The sequence below is a fragment of the Streptomyces sp. NPDC101237 genome (assembly GCF_044767465.1).
GTDB lineage: Bacteria > Actinomycetota > Actinomycetes > Streptomycetales > Streptomycetaceae > Streptomyces > Streptomyces gramineus.
Genome location: NZ_JBIWNY010000049.1, coordinates 17,005 through 32,322, shown reverse-complemented (window position 1 = coordinate 32,322; position 15,318 = coordinate 17,005). Strand labels below are relative to the sequence as shown.

At 71.7% G+C, this 15,318-nt stretch carries 11 protein-coding genes and 3 pseudogenes; 4 read left to right on the top strand and 10 right to left on the bottom strand.

Annotated elements, in window-relative coordinates:
* From ACIRQ9_RS39210 to ACIRQ9_RS39175, 8 genes and pseudogenes are all read right to left on the bottom strand, one after another.
* Positions 1–429: pseudogene (locus ACIRQ9_RS39210) on the bottom strand (histidine kinase); the annotation flags it as partial.
* A 1-nt stretch (position 430) separates the two neighbouring features.
* The gene (locus ACIRQ9_RS39205) at positions 431–1,114 is read right to left on the bottom strand and encodes a response regulator (protein WP_404185222.1); all 684 of its coding nucleotides are present in this window, start codon (positions 1,112–1,114) and stop codon (positions 431–433) included.
* Complete coding sequence (locus ACIRQ9_RS39200; protein WP_404185219.1) at positions 1,114–1,782, bottom strand: potassium-transporting ATPase subunit C; 669 nt, start codon at positions 1,780–1,782, stop codon at positions 1,114–1,116. The genes ACIRQ9_RS39205 and ACIRQ9_RS39200 overlap by 1 nt, the downstream gene beginning before the upstream one ends.
* A 23-nt stretch (positions 1,783–1,805) precedes the next feature.
* A complete protein-coding gene (gene kdpB, locus ACIRQ9_RS39195; protein ID WP_404185216.1) occupies positions 1,806–3,902 on the bottom strand; it encodes a potassium-transporting ATPase subunit KdpB in 2,097 nt (698 codons plus the stop codon).
* 29 nt (positions 3,903–3,931) lie between these two features.
* Positions 3,932–5,596: a potassium-transporting ATPase subunit KdpA gene (gene kdpA, locus ACIRQ9_RS39190; RefSeq protein ID WP_404185213.1), complete on the bottom strand. Its 1,665-nt coding sequence runs from the start codon at positions 5,594–5,596 to the stop codon at positions 3,932–3,934.
* A 7-nt stretch (positions 5,597–5,603) separates the two neighbouring features.
* Positions 5,604–5,693, bottom strand: coding sequence for a K(+)-transporting ATPase subunit F (gene kdpF, locus ACIRQ9_RS39185; RefSeq protein WP_016434100.1), 90 nt, complete (start codon positions 5,691–5,693; stop codon positions 5,604–5,606).
* A 298-nt stretch (positions 5,694–5,991) separates the two neighbouring features.
* Positions 5,992–7,833 (bottom strand): APC family permease, encoded by a 1,842-nt coding sequence (locus tag ACIRQ9_RS39180; protein ID WP_404185210.1) that lies wholly within the window; start codon positions 7,831–7,833, stop codon positions 5,992–5,994.
* A 140-nt stretch (positions 7,834–7,973) separates the two neighbouring features.
* On the bottom strand, positions 7,974–10,475 hold the full coding sequence (locus tag ACIRQ9_RS39175) for an ATP-binding protein (RefSeq protein WP_404185207.1): 2,502 nt from the start codon (positions 10,473–10,475) through the stop codon (positions 7,974–7,976).
* Between the two features lie 393 nt (positions 10,476–10,868).
* Between ACIRQ9_RS39175 and ACIRQ9_RS39170 the strand changes: the two genes are divergently transcribed.
* Entirely contained in the window at positions 10,869–12,824 is a 1,956-nt protein-coding gene (locus ACIRQ9_RS39170) for an APC family permease (protein ID WP_404185204.1), read from the top strand.
* A gap of 117 nt (positions 12,825–12,941) precedes the next feature.
* Entirely contained in the window at positions 12,942–13,463 is a 522-nt protein-coding gene (locus ACIRQ9_RS39165) for a hypothetical protein (RefSeq protein WP_404185201.1), read from the top strand.
* 12 nt (positions 13,464–13,475) lie between these two features.
* Here the strand turns inward: ACIRQ9_RS39165 and ACIRQ9_RS39160 are convergent, their stop codons facing one another.
* The gene (locus ACIRQ9_RS39160; protein WP_404185199.1) at positions 13,476–14,072 is read right to left on the bottom strand and encodes a DUF6461 domain-containing protein; all 597 of its coding nucleotides are present in this window, start codon (positions 14,070–14,072) and stop codon (positions 13,476–13,478) included.
* A gap of 88 nt (positions 14,073–14,160) precedes the next feature.
* Between ACIRQ9_RS39160 and ACIRQ9_RS39155 the strand changes: the two genes are divergently transcribed.
* Together ACIRQ9_RS39155 and ACIRQ9_RS39150 are read left to right on the top strand one after the other, a co-directional pair.
* Positions 14,161–14,556, top strand: a complete 396-nt coding sequence (locus ACIRQ9_RS39155; RefSeq protein ID WP_404185196.1) for a molybdopterin-binding protein — start codon at positions 14,161–14,163, stop codon at positions 14,554–14,556.
* Positions 14,557–14,567: 11 nt separating this feature from the next.
* Positions 14,568–14,828 (top strand): annotated as a pseudogene (locus tag ACIRQ9_RS39150) ((2Fe-2S)-binding protein); the annotation flags it as partial.
* Here ACIRQ9_RS39150 and ACIRQ9_RS39145 read toward each other — a convergent pair.
* Positions 14,828–15,181: pseudogene (locus ACIRQ9_RS39145) on the bottom strand (molybdopterin-dependent oxidoreductase); the annotation flags it as partial. The pseudogenes ACIRQ9_RS39150 and ACIRQ9_RS39145 overlap by 1 nt on opposite strands.
* Positions 15,182–15,318: the final 137 nt, after the last annotated feature.

Sequence of the window (15,318 nt, the reverse complement as noted above, 5' to 3'; positions counted from 1 at the left end):
CTGGCGCACACCCGTGATGGACTCCACGACGTCACCGAGCGACTCCAGGTGCTGGATGTTGACGGTCGAGACCACGTCGATCCCGGCGGCCAGCAACTCCTCGACGTCCTGCCAGCGCTTGGCGTTGCGCGAACCGGGGACGTTGGTGTGCGGCAGCTCGTCCACCAGGGCGACCTGGGGCCGCCGGGCGAGGACGGCGTCCACGTCCATCTCGGTGAACACCGCGCCGCGGTGGGCCAGTTCCCGGCGCGGGATCTCCTCCAGGCCGTGCAGCATCACCTCGGTGCGCGGCCGGCCGTGGTGCTCGACGAACGCGACCACGCAGTCCGTGCCGCGTTCGGTCCTGCGGTGGGCCTCGGCGAGCATGGCGTAGGTCTTGCCCACACCGGGTGCCGCACCGAGGTAGATCCGGAGCCTGCCGCGTGCCATGTCATCCTTCGAAGCGGTAGCCCATGCCGGGCTCGGTGATCAGATACCGGGGGTGCGCGGGGTCCGCCTCCAGCTTGCGGCGGAGCTGCGCCATGTAGACCCGCAGGTAGTTGGTCTTGGTGCCCTGCGAGACTCCCCACACCTCGTGCAGCAGGTGCCTCTGCGTGACGAGCCGGCCGGGGTTGGTGACCAGGATCTCCAGCAGATGCCACTCGGTCGGGGTGAGGCGTACGTCCTGACCGGCCCGTACGGCCTTCTTGGCGAGCAGGTCGATGGTGAAGCCGTCGGTCTCCACGAGGGTGGTCTCGCGGGCGAGCGGCACGTCCTCGGTACGGCGGACCGCGGCCCGCAGCCGGGCGAGGAGTTCGTCCATGCTGAACGGCTTGGTGATGTAGTCGTCGGCACCCGCGTCCAGCGCGGCGACCTTCTCGTCGGAGGCCTGCCGCGCCGACAGCACGAGGATCGGCACACGGGTCCAGCCGCGCAGTGCCCTGATGACGTCGACCCCGTCCATGTCGGGCAGCCCGAGGTCGAGCATCACCACGTCCGGCTGACGCGCGGCCGCCAGCCGGAGGGCCGTGGCGCCGTCGGGCGCCGCGTCCACTCCGTACCGGCGTGCCTGCATGTTGATCACGAGTGCCCGTACGAGCTGGGGGTCGTCTTCCACGACCAGCACGCGGGTCATCAGCTGCCCTTGGTCAGTTCCTTCAGCGCGATGTTGAGTTCGAGGACGTTGACCCGCGGCTCCCCGATGAAGCCGAGGGTGCGGCCTTCGGTGTGGTCCTCGACCAGCTTCGCCACCTGGCCGACGGAGAGGTGGTTCCGCGCGGCGACCCGGTGGACCTGGAGGCCGGCGTAGGCCGGGGAGATGGCCGGGTCGAGGCCGGAGCCCGAGGAGGTGACCGCGTCGGCGGGGATCTCGGAGGCCCTGACCGTGTAGCCGGGCACCGAGTTGTCCTTGACGACGGCGGCCTTGGCGTCCTTCACCTGCTGGATCAGGACCTTGTTGTCGGCGGCGAGGTTGGTGGCACCCGAGAGGATCAGCTTGTACTGGGTGTTGACGCTGTTGCTGCCGAGCCCGTTGGCCGGGCGGCCCTGGAACCACCGCAGGTCGGCGTCCGGGGTCTCCTGTCCCTTCTTCAGCGGCAGGTCGTACGACTGCCCGATGAGGGACGAGCCGACGACCCTGCCGTCCGACGTGATCTCGGAGCCGTTCGCCTTTCCGTGGAAGGCGCCCTGGGCTATGCCGGTGACGACCAGTGGATAGGCGACGCCCGTCACCAGGGTCAGCACGAGGAGGGCGCGCAGGCCCGCCCAGAGCAACCGGGCGGTGTTGCTTACGGAGTTGTTCATGGCCTTCAGCACGCTTTCAGGGACTACAGCCCGGGGATGAGGGAGATGAGCAGGTCGATGACCTTGATGCCGATGAACGGGGCGATCAGACCGCCGAGGCCGTAGATCCCGAGGTTGCGGCGGAGCAGCTTGTCGGCGCTGACCGGCCGGTACTGCACGCCCTTCAGGGAGAGCGGCACCAGCGCGATGATGACGAGCGCGTTGAAGACGACCGCGGACAGGATCGCGGAGTTGGGCGAGGACAGCTGCATGATGTTGAGCTTGTCCAGGCCCGGGTAGACCACGGCGAACATGGCCGGGATGATCGCGAAGTACTTCGCGACGTCGTTGGCGATGGAGAACGTGGTCAGCGCGCCGCGGGTGATCAGCAACTGCTTGCCGATCTCGACGATCTCGATGAGCTTGGTCGGGTTGGAGTCGAGGTCGACCATGTTGCCGGCCTCCTTCGCGGCCGACGTACCGGTGTTCATCGCCACGCCGACGTCCGCCTGCGCGAGCGCCGGGGCGTCGTTGGTGCCGTCACCGGTCATCGCGACCAGCTTGCCGCCGGCCTGCTCCCGCTTGATGAGGGCCATCTTGTCCTCGGGGGTGGCCTCGGCGAGGAAGTCGTCGACACCCGCCTCTTCGGCGATCGCTTTGGCGGTCAGCGGGTTGTCGCCGGTGATCATGACGGTCTTGATGCCCATGCGGCGCAGTTCCTCGAACCGCTCGCGCATGCCTTCCTTGACGACGTCCTTGAGGTGGATGACGCCCAGGACACGGGCTCCTTCGGCGTCCTCGACCGCGACGAGGAGCGGGGTGCCGCCGGCCTCGGAGATGCGGTCGGCGGCCGTGCCGGCGTCCTCGGCGACGGTGCCGCCGTGTTCGCGGACCCAGGCGATGACCGACCCGGCCGCGCCCTTGCGGATCTTCCTGCCGTCGACGTCGACGCCGGACATCCGGGTCTGGGCGGTGAAGGCGATCCAGTCGGCGTGCGCCAGTTCGCCCTGGTGGCGCTCGCGCAGCCCGTACTTCTCCTTCGCCAGCACGACGACGGAGCGGCCCTCGGGCGTCTCGTCGGCCAGCGACGACAGCTGGGCGGCGTCGGCGACCTCGGCCTCGGTCGCGCCGCGCACCGCCAGGAACTCGGAGGCCTGGCGGTTGCCGAGGGTGATGGTGCCGGTCTTGTCGAGCAGCAGGGTGGAGACGTCGCCGGCGGCCTCGACGGCGCGCCCGGACATGGCGAGCACGTTGCGCTGCACCAGCCGGTCCATGCCGGCGATGCCGATCGCGGAGAGCAGCGCGCCGATGGTGGTCGGGATGAGGCAGACCAGGAGGGCGACCAGCACGATCATCGTGAGGTGGGTGCCCGCGTAGTCGGCGAACGGCGGCAGCGTGGCGACGGCCAGCAGAAAGACGATCGTCAGCGAGGCGAGCAGGATGTTCAGCGCGATCTCGTTGGGCGTCTTCTGCCGGGCCGCGCCCTCGACCAGGCTGATCATCCGGTCGATGAAGGTCTCGCCCGGCTTCGTGGTGATCTTGACGACGATCCGGTCGGACAGCACCTTGGTTCCGCCGGTCACGGCGCTGCGGTCACCGCCGGACTCGCGGATGACGGGCGCGGACTCGCCGGTGATCGCCGACTCGTCGACCGACGCGACGCCCTCGACGACGTCGCCGTCGCCGGGGATGACGTCACCGGTCTCGCAGACCACCAGGTCACCGATCCGCAGCTCGGTGCCGGGCACCCGTTCCTCGGTGTCCCCGGCGAGCCGGCGTGCGACGGTGTCGGTCTTGGCCTTGCGCAGGGTGTCGGCCTGGGCCTTGCCGCGGCCCTCGGCGACCGCCTCCGCCAGGTTCGCGAAGATCACGGTCAGCCAGAGCCAGGCGCTGATCGTCCAGCCGAACCAGTCGCCCGGGTCCTTGAAGGAGAAGACGGTGGTCAGGACCGAGCCGATCCAGACCACGAACATCACGGGCGACTTGACCATGACCCGCGGGTCGAGCTTGCGGCAGGCCTCGGGCAGCGAGCTGATGAGCTGCCTGGGGTCGAACAGGCCCGCGCCGACGCGGCTTTCGGCGGGCTTGTGCCCGGTGGGGACGTCGCTGTGCGGCGCCCGGGTCGGGGTGGCTGTGGACATGGAGTCCTCTGACTTCCGGGTACGGGTGGTCATGACGCCAGCCCCTCGGCGAGCGGACCCAGCGCCAGGGCCGGGAAGTAGGTCAGACCGGTGATGATCAGGATCGCGCCGACGAGCAGGCCGGTGAAGAGCGGCTTCTCGGTGCGCAGGGTGCCGGCCGTGGCCGGGACGGGCCGCTGCTCGGCGAGCGAGCCGGCCAGCGCCAGCACGAACACCATGGGCAGGAAGCGGCCGAAGAGCATCGCGAGTCCGGTCATGGTGTTGAACCAGTCGGTGTTCGCGTTCAGGCCGGCGAACGCCGAGCCGTTGTTGTTGGCGGCCGAGGTGAAGGCGTACAGCACCTCGGAGAATCCGTGCGCACCCGGGTTGAGCGCGGAGTGCGGCGGGGTCGGCAGCGCCATGGAGACCGCGGTGAAGACGAGCACCAGCGCCGGCGTGATCAGGATGTAGATCGCCGAGAGCTTGATCTCGCGGGAGCCGATCTTCTTGCCCAGGTACTCGGGCGTCCGGCCGACCATCAGACCGGCGATGAACACCGCGATGATCGCCATGACGAGGATGCCGTAGAGACCGGAGCCGGTGCCGCCGGGCGCGATCTCGCCGAGCATCATGCTGAGCATGGTGATGCCGCCGCCGAGGCCGGTGAAGGAGGAGTGGAAGGAGTCCACCGCGCCGGTCGAGGTCAGCGTGGTCGCCACCGCGAAGATGGACGATCCGCCGACGCCGAAGCGCACCTCCTTGCCCTCCATCGCGCCGCCCGCGGCCTGGAGCGCCGGGCCGTGGTGGGCGAACTCGGTCCACATCATCAGCGCGGTGAACCCGAGCCAGATGGCGCCCATGGTCGCGAGGATGGCGTAACCCTGCCGGACCGAGCCGACCATCACGCCGAAGGTGCGGGTCAGCGCGAACGGGATCAGCAGGATCAGGAAGATCTCGAGGAGGTTGGTGAAGGGAGTGGGGTTCTCGAAGGGGTGGGCGGAGTTGGCGTTGAAGTAGCCGCCGCCGTTGGTGCCCAGCTCCTTGACGGCCTCCTGCGAGGCCACGGCCCCGCCGTTCCACTGCTGCGAACCGCCCATGAACTGTCCGACCTCGTGGATGCCGGAGAAGTTCTGGACGACTCCGCAGGCGACCAGGATCACCGCGGCGACGGCGGCGGCCGGGACCAGGATGCGGACGGTGCCGCGCACCAGGTCGGACCAGAAGTTGCCGATCTCTCCGGTGCGCGAGCGCGCGAACCCGCGCACCAGCGCGACGGCGACGGCGATGCCGACGGCCGCGGAGACGAAGTTCTGCACGGCAAGACCGGCGGTCTGGACGACGTGACCCATGGTCTGCTCGCCGTAGTACGACTGCCAGTTCGTGTTCGTCACGAAGGAGACGGCCGTGTTGAACGACTGCGCCGGGTTGACCGAGGAGAAGCCGAGCGAGCCGGGCAGGACGCCCTGGAGCCGCTGCAGCAGGTAGAGGAAGAGGACGCCGACGAAGGAGAAGGCGAGGACACCGCGCAGGTAGGCGGGCCAGCGCATCTCGGTGTCGGGGTCGGCGCCGATGCCCTTGTAGATCCACTTCTCGACACGCCAGTGCTTGTCGGAGGAGTAGACCTTGGCCATGTAGGTGCCGAAGGGGACGTAGCAGAGCGCCAGCGCGCCTATGAGCGCGGCGAGCTGGAGCACGGCGGCGGTTACGGGACCCATCGCTGTCTCAGAACCTCTCCGGGAAGATCAGGGCGAGGACGAGATAGCCCAGCAGGGCGACGGCCACGACGAGGCCGACGATGTTCTCGGCGGTCACAGCTTGGTCACCCCCTTGGCGGCGAGGGCCACCAGCGCGAAACCCGCGAGCACGGTGACGACGAAGGCCAGATCGGCCATCGTGAACTCCTGGATGAGATGCGGAACGGACTCGGACTGTTAGAGGAAAGCGTCTTTCCGGCCGGATTCGGCCACCGTTGACGGGTCCCTTACGGCGGTGTTCACCCCTTTGACGGGACTCTTACGCGGCCTGGGCCGGCCCGCGACCGGAGAGCGCCGTTCGGTCGCGGAAACCCCTCTGAACTGGGGGAACACCGGCCTCAAGAGGAGCGGCCGGATCAGGACGGGCGGAACCTGAGCCGGCAGATCACCGCGTCGGTCTCCCGGCGGACGGCATGCGCGACGACGGCACCGCGCTGGTTCTGCAGCAGGCGCTGCCAGAGCCGCTCGGGCTCGGTCTCCGGGATCAGCACGGTCACCCGGCTGGCCGGTTCGGCGGCGGCGACCTCGCGGGCGTACGCGGCGATGGGACGGCCCAGCGTGCGCCGCTCGCAGGTGAGCCGGACGAGGGGCACGCCGGGGTCCCACGCGGCCCAGGAGCGCTCCAGCGCCCGCGTGTGGGCACGGTCCTCGGGATCGGTGTGGCAGACGGTCACGGCGCGGACCTCGTCGCCGAGGGAGGCCGCCGCGGACAGCGCCTGGGAGGTGAGCCGGGACAGCGACGACACCGGCACGATCACGACCGACCGCTCGCGGCGCGGGGGTTCCGGGATCCGCCCGAGCCCGAGCCGCTCCCCGATGCGTCCGTAGGCGCGGTGCACGGCGCCGAAGGCGGCGACCAGCAGCGGCAGCGTCACGACGACGAGCCAGGCGCCCTCGGTGAACTTGGCGGCGGTGACGACCACGGTCGCGACCCCGGTCAGGACCGCGCCGAAGCCGTTGAGCAGTGCCTTCCCCCGCCACCTGGGCCCGCGCTCCAGCCACCAGTGCCGCACCATGCCCACCTGGGCGAGGGTGAACCCGACGAAGACACCGATGGCGAACAGCGGCACCAGCGTGTTGGTGTCGCCGCCGGAGAACACCAGCAGCGCGGCCGAGACCAGGGCCAGGGCGAGCACCCCGTGCCGGTGCACCTGGCGGTCGGCCTTGAGCGCGAAGACGTGCGGCAGGTAGTTGTCCCGGGCGAGCAGCCCGAGCAGGACCGGAAGTCCGCCGAAGGAGGTGTTGGCGGACAGCGCGAGCAGGATCATCGTGGCGAACTGGACGACGTAGAAGCCCCAGCCGTGGCCGAGCGAGGCGTCGGCGAGCTGCGCGAGGACGGTCACGCCCTGGACCGGCTGGAGGTGGAACCGCGAGATCAGCACCGAGAGACCGATCAGCATCACGCCGAGCACGGCGCCGAGGGCGGTCTCCGCGTGCTGGGCCCGCCGGACGCGCGGCACGCGGAAGGAGGGCACGGCGTTGGCGATGGCCTCGACGCCGGTGAGCGCGGCACACCCGGAGGCGAAGGCCTTCAGCAGGAGCAGGGTGCCGACGCCGGAGGCGTTGCCGGCGAGCGCCGAGGCGTGTCCGGCGGCGGTGGCGGTGCCGGCCGGCGCGGACCGGAACAGGCCCACGACGATGAGCACGAGGACCGACCCCACGAACACCGCGGTCGGCACGATGAACGCCTTGGCCGACTCCACGATGCCCCGCAGGTTGACGCCGGTGATCAGCACGAGCACGGCCAGGCAGATCCACAGCCGGTCGGCGTACAGCTCCGGGAAGGCGGAGGTGAGCGCGGCGACGCCGGCCGTGACCGCGACGGCGACGTTGAGGACGTAGTCGAGGACCAGGGAGGCGGCGGCCACCAGGCCGGTCCGGGCGCCGAGGTGCCGCCGGGCGACGGCGTAGGAGCCGCCGCCGTCGGGGAAGGCCGCGACGACCTGCCGGTAGGAGGCGACCAGCACCCCCAGCAGGGCGGCGATGGCGAGGGTGACGGGCAGCGTGAAGCCGAGCCCGTGCGCACCGGCGGCGGCCAGCACCAGCACGATGGCCTCCGGCCCGTACGCCACGGAGGCCATGGCGTCCAGGGACAGGGCGGCCAGGCCGGTGACGGCGGTGAGCCGGTGCCGCTCGCCGGTGTCGGGCGGCTCCTCACCGGCGGGAACGGCGCCTGGTTCGGCGGCGAGTACGGACATGTGGAGTCTCCTCCTCGGGACGGGACGAACGCCCGTCCAGGTTCTGTCCGGCGATCACCGCGTCCGGCGCCCCTTGCGCCTTCTTCGCGCGTGGCGGGAGGACTTTGACGCCGCCTTGACGGCGGCGCCGCGGGCCGTGCTCAGCAGGTGGCGTCCCGCGCGTGCCGCCGCGCCGGCAGCGGCTCGTTCGGGTCGGCCAGGGGCAGCGAGACGACCATGGTCAGTCCGCCGCCGGGGGTGTCCTCGGGGGTCAGGGTGCCGTCCATCGCCTCGGTGAGACCGCGGGCGAGCGCCAGGCCGAGGCCGAGGCCGGTGGTGTTGTCGGTGTCGCCGAGCCGCTGGAAGGGCTCGAAGAGCCGCTCGCGGCCGGTCGCCGGCAGGCCCGGCCCCCGGTCTATGACCCGGAGTTCGGCCCGCCCGGCGAGGACGCTCGCGGTGACCAGCACCGGCTTGCCCGGCGGGCTGTAGCGGGCCGCGTTGCCGGCCAGGTTGGCGATCACCCGCTCCAGCAGCGGCGGGTCGGCCAGCAGCGCGGGCAGGTTCTCCGGGTCGCCGTGCACCTCGGCGGCCGGGACGTCGGCGAGCGCCGCGGGGAGGACCTCCTCCAGGGCGGTCGCGCGCAGGCTGAGCGGCAGGACACCGGCCTCCAGGCGGCTGAGGTCGAGGAGGTTGTCGACGAGCCTGCTCAGCCGGGCCATCGACTCGTCCGCGGTGGCGAGGAGTTCGTCGCGGTCCTGCGGGGAGAACTCGACCTCCCGGCTGCGCAGCGAGGTGACCGCCGCCCAGCCGGCCGCGAGCGGGGTGCGCAGGTCATGGCCGACGGCCCGCAGCAGCGCGGTGCGCATCCGGTCGGCGGCGCGCACCGGTTCGACCTCGGCGGCGGCCTGGGCGAGCCGGGCCCGTTCGACGGCCGAGCCGGCGTGCGCCGCGAACGCGGCCAGCACCCGCCGCTCGGACGCGGAGGGCGTACGGCCGCGCAGGACCAGGTAGTTGCCGGGACCGGCGGGTACGGCGGTGGCGTCGACGGCGTCGGGCGGTTCGTCGACGAGTTCGGCGGAGTCCATGCCGAAGGTCTCCCGGGTGCGTTCCAGCAGGGCCGGGATGGTCTGGCCGCCGCGCACGATGCTGCCGGCCAGCGACGACATGGTCTCCGCCTCGGCGGTGGCCCGGGCCGCGCGCCGCGACAGCCGCAGCGAACGGTCCACGACCGCGGCGACGGTGGCGGCCACAACCGCGAACACCCCGAGCGCCAGCAGGGCGTTGGGGTCGTCGAGGGTGAACCGGCCGACGGGCGGGATGAACCAGTAGTTGAGCAGCAGCGAGGCGGTGACGGACGCGATCACCGCGGAGGTGACCCCGCCTATGCAGGCGACGCCGACCACCGCGAGCAGGAAGAGCAGCGCCTCGCTGGTCAGGTTGACGGTGCCGCGGACCTGGGCGAGGCCGATGGTGAGCAGCACCGGCAGGACGAGTCCGGCGACCGGTCCGGCGATCAGCCGCCGGGTGGACAGGGTGCGGCGCCGGGAGGGCAGCAGGGTGCCGCGGCCGGCCCGCTCGTGGGTGACCCGGTGCACGTCGATGTCGCCGGAGAGCGCGGTGACCACCTCCCCGGTGCCCGGTCCGGTCAGGAACCGTTCGAGGCGGCCCCGCCGGCTGGTGCCGAGGACGAGCTGGGTGGCGTTCTCGGCGCGCGCGAACTCGACCAGGGCGGTGGCCACGTCGTCGCCGACGACGCTGTGGTAGGTGCCGCCGAGGTCCTCGACCAGCCGGCGCTGCCGGGCCAGCGAGGCGTGCGAGACGCCGGTGGCCAGTCCGTCGCTGCGGGCCACGTGCACGGCGAGCAGGTCGCCGCCGGACGACCGGTCGGCGATGCGCGCGGCCCGTCGTACCAGGGTGTCGCCCTCCGGGCCGCCGGTCAGCGCGACGACCACCCGTTCCCGGGTCTCCCACACCCCGCGGATGGCGTGCTCGGCGCGGTAGGACTGGAGGGCCTCGTCGACCCGGTCGGCGACCCAGAGCAGGGCGAGCTGGCGCAGGGCGGTGAGGTTGCCGAGACGGAAGTGGTGGGCGAGGGCCGCGTCGATCTTCTCGGGGGCGTAGATGTTGCCGTGCGCCATCCGGCGCCGCAGACCCTCCGGCGGCATGTCGACGAACTCGATCTGCGCGGCCCGCCGGACCACCTCGTCGGGCACCGTCTCGTGCTGGGGCACCCCGGTGATCTTCTCGACGACGTCCTTGAGGGACTCCAGGTGCTGGATGTCGACGGCGGTGATCACGTCGATGCCGGCGGCGAGCAGGTCCTCGACGTCCTGCCAGCGCTTGGGGTGCCGTGCGCCGCCGGGGACGTTGGTGTGGGCGAACTCGTCGACGACCGCGACCTCGGGGCGGCGCGCCAGCACGGCGGCGAGGTCCATCTCCTCGAACGTGCCGCCCCGGTAGGCGCAGCGCAGCCGGGCCACGGTCTCCAGGCCCTCGGTCATGGCCTCGGTCCTCGGGCGCCCGTGGCACTCCGCGTACCCCACCGCCACGTCGGCGCCCCGGGACGCGCGGCGCCGTGCCTCGTCGAGCATGCGGTAGGTCTTGCCGACCCCGGGGGCGGCCCCGAGGTAGACCTTCAGTCGTCCGCGCGGTACGTCGTTCATCACCTCAAGGAGAAGCGCCCTGGGTGGCCCGGGACCGGCGTCTTGACGCGTCTCTTGCGCCGCCGACGACCACGTTGACACCGTCTTGACGGCCCCGCCGCCGTCGGGAGGCCGCCGCGGTCGCGGTCGTACGGGATGACGCTCGGTGTCCGTTCCCGCGCCCCTGCCCGCCTTCCCCCGTACAGCCGAGCGCCGCGCAGCGGCCTCGCGGACCCCGCTTCTTGATGCCGCACCGCCGCCCGCCAGGCGATTCTTAACGCAAGCTTGACGCCCGGCCCCCGCTGATCCGTGGGCCCACGCGTCACTCTCTGCATACGCTGGTGCCGCCGTCCGCGTGATGGCCGGAATCGAACCGCCCCGTACTCAGCGCGCCGGACACCAGGAGCCCGACCGATGGCCACGACCGAACACCCCCCTCCCAGTCGCCTGCGCGCCTGGATGCTGGAGGGACTGTCCGACATGGGCAGGAGCGGCGGCCACACCGGGCCCCACGCGCAGCCGGAGGCCCCGCACAAGGGCCAGCGCTGGTGGCGGGTGATGTGCCTGACCGGCGTGGACTACTTCTCGACCCTCGGTTACCAGCCGGGCATCGCCGCCCTCGCGGCCGGACTGCTCTCCCCGATCGCCACCATCGTGCTGGTCGTCGTCACCCTGGCCGGCGCGCTGCCGGTGTACCGGCGCGTCGCCGCGGAGAGCCCGCACGGCGAGGGCTCCATCGCCATGCTGGAGCGGCTGCTCTCGTTCTGGCAGGGCAAGCTCTTCGTCCTGACCCTGCTCGGCTTCGCCGCCACCGACTTCCTCATCACCATCACCCTGTCGGCGGCCGACGCCTCCACGCACCTGGTCGAGAACCCGCATCTGACCGACGCCCTGCAGGGCAAGCAGATGATCATCACGCTGGTCCTGGTGGCGCTGCTCGGCGCGGTCTTCCTCAAGGGCTTCCTGGAGGCCATCGGCGTCGCGGTCGCCCTGGTCGGCATCTACCTGGCGCTGAACGTCGTCGTCGTGATCGTCGGCATCTACCACGTCGTCACCGCCGAGCACGTCATCACCGACTGGACCACCGCCCTGACCACGGAGCACGGCAACGTCTTCGTCATGATCGGCGTGGCCCTGATCGTCTTCCCCAAGCTGGCGCTCGGCCTGTCCGGGTTCGAGACCGGCGTGGCGGTCATGCCGCACGTCCAGGGCGACGCGGGCGACACCGAGGAGCGGCCCACCGGCCGGATCCGGGACACCCGGAAGCTGCTCACCACGGCCGCCCTGATCATGAGCTGCTTCCTGATCGCGACCAGCTTCATCACCACGCTGCTGATCCCGGAGAAGGAGTTCAGGTCCGGCGGCGACGCCAACGGCCGCGCGCTCGCCTACCTGGCGCACGAGTACCTCGGCAACGCCTTCGGCACCGTGTACGACGTCTCGACCATCTGCATCCTGTGGTTCGCGGGCGCCTCGGCGATGGCCGGCCTGCTCAACCTGATGCCGCGCTACCTGCCCCGCTACGGCATGGCCCCGCACTGGGCGCGTGCCGTGCGCCCGATGGTCATCGTCTTCACCCTGATCGCCTTCCTGGTCACCTGGATCTTCGACGCCGACGTGGACGCGCAGGGCGGCGCCTACGCCACCGGCGTGCTGGTGCTGATCAGCTCCGCCGCCGTCGCGGTGACCATCGCCGCCCGCAAGGCGGGCCAGCGCGGGTGGACGATCGGGTTCGGCGTCATCTCGGCGGTGTTCCTGTACACGACCGTCGTGAACGTCATCGAGCGGCCCGACGGCGTGAAGATCGGTGCCTGTTTCATCGTCGGCATCATCCTGGTCTCCCTGCTGTCCCGCCTGGCCCGCGCCTTCGAGCTGCGCGTGACGAGCGTGAGCCTCGATCCGATGGCGGAACGGTTCATCCGGGACATGGCCAGCCGGAAGATCCGGTTCATCGCCAATGAGCCGGACCGGCGCGACAAGGCCGAGTACCGCGACAAGATCGAGCAGATCCGGGCCGACAACGACCTGCCCGAGCAGGAGGACTTCGTCTTCGTCGAGGTCACGGTCACCGACCCCTCCGAGTTCGAGGCGGGCCTGACGGTGCGCGGCGAGGTCCTGCACGACCGTTACCGGGTCCTGACCCTGGAGTCCGCGTCCATCCCGAACGCCCTGGCCGCGCTGCTGCTGCACGTCCGCGACGAGACCGGCCGCATCCCGCACATCTACTTCGAGTGGACCGAGGGCGGCCCGTTCGCCAACTTCCTGCGCTTCTTCCTGTTCGGCCAGGGAGAGGTCGCTCCGGTCACCCGGGAGGTCCTGCGCGAGGCGGAACCGGACCGCGACCGGCGGCCGCGCGTCCACACGGGCTGAGTCCCGCGGGTCTCCCCGGACGGCCGTCGTAAGAAACCCGTCAATAACCGCTCGGTACGCATAAGAAGCCCGTCAGCCGCCGTCCCCCGGCCCGCGGCGGCCCCTACCGTCGGCCTCATGGAGGACACAAGACGCGGGAGCCGGGCGGCCGGTGACCGTACCTGGCGCGGCGGCGCCCGCCTGGCGGTGGGCTGTGCCGCCGGCTTCGGCGGCCTGACGTTCCTGGTGGACTGGGACGCCGGCACCCTGACCCCGGCGCGCGCGGTGCTCTGGACCGCCCTGTCGGCCGGCATCCTCGCCATGCTGATGCCGGCCCGGGTGACGGCGGGCCCCGGCTGGCTGACCGCGCGCGGGCCGCTGCGCCGCCGGACCGTCCGTACCGACTCCCTCGTGCACGTCGGCCGGTACGGGGACGTCTGTGCCCACCTGGTGCTGCGCGACACCGCCGGCAACCGGCTGGAGCTCGACCCGAACGTCCTGCGCGCCAATCCGCTGCTCTGGCACGAGCTGGACACCGGCGTGCGCCGCTCCCTGGACCGCGGCACCCTGCGCCGGGGCGACGAGGTGCTCGCGCGGCTCGGCCACGAGATCGACGACGCCACCGCGCTCGCGGTGCTCAGGGCCTCCGGCCTGACCTGACCGCGGGGCCGTTCACTCCTCCGGCAGGGCGCGCAGCCTGCCGCTCCAGCGTTCGCCGCCGGAGGTGGCAGGGTCGGTGAGACCGATGCCGAAGGCGTCCTCCAGCAGCGTCAGCACGCTGTCCGGGGGCGCCGTCTCGCCGCGGACCAGACCCAGCGGCCGCATGGTGTCGTCGAGCCGGGCCGGGTCGTACCCGATCGGGTCGATCGCGTGCAGGGTGTGGAAGTCCACGAGGACGTCACCACCGACCGCGTACTTGAACCAGTGCATCGGCTTCTCGTTGTAATGGACCACGACGGCCTCGGTCCCCGCCGAGACCGCACCCAGGACCCGCTCGTCCAGCCCGTGCAGGCCGCCCAGCTCCCAGGCCCACGTCCACGGGCCGTCCACCCCGGTCAGGACGACCGGTTCGTCCCCGTCGTAGAGGTCGTCCCCGAGATCGTCGGCGAGCGCGGTGCCGGGACCGCGCAGCGCCAGGGTCCCGGGGACGGCTCCCATGCGGGTCAGCAGTTCCTCGGGGGCCACGTCCCGCGCGAAGGTCAGCGTGTAGATCGGGATGTCCTGGTGCCGGAACAGGTCCAGGCCCCGGCTCGCTCCTGTGGTCGTCATACGCGGATGCTGCCACACCCCGGCCGTCGGGCCCGAACCGGCGGACGCCGGGTCCGCGGGCCCCGACGGGCGGCCCTATCGTGAGCCCATGCAGTCCTACACGATCGGCCAGGCGGCGCGGCTGCTCGGCGTCAGCCCGGACACCGCCCGCCGCTGGGCCGACGCCGGCCGGATGACCACCCATCGCGACGAGGGCGGCAGGCGGCTCATCGACGGCAGGGCGCTCGCCGCGTTCTCCGTCGAACTCGCCAGGGCCGGGACCGCCGAGGAGGACGCCTCCTACACGTCGGTGCGCAACGCCTTCCCGGGCATCGTCACCGCGATCAAGCTCGGCGACGTCGCCGCCCAGGTCGAGATCCAGGCCGGTCCGCACCGCCTGGTCTCCCTGCTCACCCGCGAGGCCGTCGAGGAACTGGGCCTGGAGGTGGGCATGGAGGCCACCGCCCGGGTCAAGTCGACGAACGTGCACATCGACCGCGTCTGACCGCGCTCACCGGCTTCGGGGTGACGAAGGGCTGCGACGCGGGCGACCGCGGTGCCCGCACCGTCCCCGTCGACGGCGAACCCGTGCACAGCTGCCTCTGTCCGGCCTTCCGCGCCGACGGCCGCACGGTCACCACCGTCGAGGGCCCGGCCTCCCCGGACGGTGAACTCCACCCCGTGCAGCAGCGGTTCCTCGGCGCCCCGGGCTTCCGGTGCGGATTCTGCGCGGCGGGCTTCCTGATGACGACCGCCGCCCTCTCCGAGGACCAGCTGGGGCCCGCGAGGTCCAGGGGGGTCCCGTCGATGCCGACGGCCAGCAGGACGGGTGCGTGCGCGAAGTCCGGGTCGATCTCGGCCCAGGAGAGCAGCGCGTGGTGACCGTCGGCGCCGGTGACCGCGATGAGGAACCGCGGCCGGTCCTTGCGGCGGACGGGGTCGAACGCGGGGCCCGCGGCGCCGAGGACGTCGTACAGCAGGGGTCCGGTGAAGCCGTGACGCCGCACGCCGCTGGTGGCGCAGTCGAAGCTGACCCGCACCCGGTGCTGGGGCCAGCGCAGGAGATCGGACACGGTGAGCCGGGCCGGCCGTGCCAGGTCTCCGGTGAGGTCGAGTTCGGCGAGCGTCATGTGCGGCCTCCTCCCGGATGACGGTACCCGCGGCGCACCTCCGTACAAACGCACATGCCAGGTTCTTGTCTTAAGTGTGCGGCTCATGCGATGCGACAGAAGACTTACGGCTGGCAGGTGCGGCAGTATCATCACAT

Coding starts and splice junctions, on each gene's coding strand:
- ACIRQ9_RS39205 (WP_404185222.1), bottom strand. CDS start 1,114: ATGACCCGCGTGCTGGTCGTGGAAGACGACCCCCAGCTCGTACGGGCA.
- ACIRQ9_RS39200 (WP_404185219.1), bottom strand. CDS start 1,782: ATGAACAACTCCGTAAGCAACACCGCCCGGTTGCTCTGGGCGGGCCTG.
- kdpB (WP_404185216.1), bottom strand. CDS start 3,902: ATGTCCACAGCCACCCCGACCCGGGCGCCGCACAGCGACGTCCCCACC.
- kdpA (WP_404185213.1), bottom strand. CDS start 5,596: ATGGGTCCCGTAACCGCCGCCGTGCTCCAGCTCGCCGCGCTCATAGGC.
- ACIRQ9_RS39180 (WP_404185210.1), bottom strand. CDS start 7,833: ATGTCCGTACTCGCCGCCGAACCAGGCGCCGTTCCCGCCGGTGAGGAG.
- ACIRQ9_RS39175 (WP_404185207.1), bottom strand. CDS start 10,475: ATGAACGACGTACCGCGCGGACGACTGAAGGTCTACCTCGGGGCCGCC.
- ACIRQ9_RS39170 (WP_404185204.1), top strand. CDS start 10,869: ATGGCCACGACCGAACACCCCCCTCCCAGTCGCCTGCGCGCCTGGATG.
- ACIRQ9_RS39165 (WP_404185201.1), top strand. CDS start 12,942: ATGGAGGACACAAGACGCGGGAGCCGGGCGGCCGGTGACCGTACCTGG.
- ACIRQ9_RS39160 (WP_404185199.1), bottom strand. CDS start 14,072: ATGACGACCACAGGAGCGAGCCGGGGCCTGGACCTGTTCCGGCACCAG.
- ACIRQ9_RS39155 (WP_404185196.1), top strand. CDS start 14,161: ATGCAGTCCTACACGATCGGCCAGGCGGCGCGGCTGCTCGGCGTCAGC.